Source organism: Dawidia cretensis (assembly GCF_018598175.1).
Lineage (GTDB): Bacteria > Bacteroidota > Bacteroidia > Cytophagales > Cyclobacteriaceae > Ohtaekwangia > Ohtaekwangia cretensis.
Genome location: NZ_JAHESE010000110.1, coordinates 1 through 574, shown reverse-complemented (window position 1 = coordinate 574; position 574 = coordinate 1). Strand labels below are relative to the sequence as shown.

The following is a 574-nucleotide window of genomic DNA, read 5'->3' as shown; positions in this document are numbered from 1 at the left end:
TTGGAGTAGTGCCTGTTGTTGCGCCTGGGGGGCGTGTTGCCGGGCGAGGGTGTAGCATTGTTGTAGCGTGAGGCTGTCGGGCAGAAAGGCTTCCCGCCAGTCTGGAGACCGGCCATAGGGGTAGTCACAAGAGACGCGCTTCGCGCTAACGCTTGCGCCAGATTTTCCTGCGACGGGGACGCTTGCCAAAGCCAGCATCCATAGCGACAAATCCAAAGTTAGACGCATGGTATTCGTTTTAAATAATCGATTTAATCATTTGATTAACTCTAGGGTAAAAAATTTTAGCGTACGGATAAGATCGCTTCTGCCCACTTGGGGATTAGCTTTCTGCGTTCTTCCATCAGGGCTTCGAACTCTTTCTGGCTCAGGCCGGCGCCGTGTTGGAAGACGGGGCGTCCGATGAAGGGAAAGAGTGTCATGCCGAGTATATTCATTATAAAATGGATCGGATGGATGTTCTTTTTTCGTTCGCGTAGTTGTTTCACCAGTGCCGACTCGCGCAGCAGCTTGGCTACTCCCAGTTTGCGTGCAAACTCCTCAGGCTGGTAGCGCAACTCACCCAGCACAAACA

General features: G+C 52.3%; 1 protein-coding gene and 1 pseudogene. Both read right to left on the bottom strand.

All coding sequences use genetic code 11. The annotated features are described in order from the left end of the window. Positions 1-189: hypothetical protein (locus KK062_RS29955; RefSeq protein WP_254088067.1), on the bottom strand; the 189-nt coding region annotated here is incomplete at its 3' end. A 95-nt stretch (positions 190-284) separates the two neighbouring features. Then, positions 285-574: pseudogene (locus KK062_RS29950) on the bottom strand (TetR/AcrR family transcriptional regulator); the annotation flags it as partial.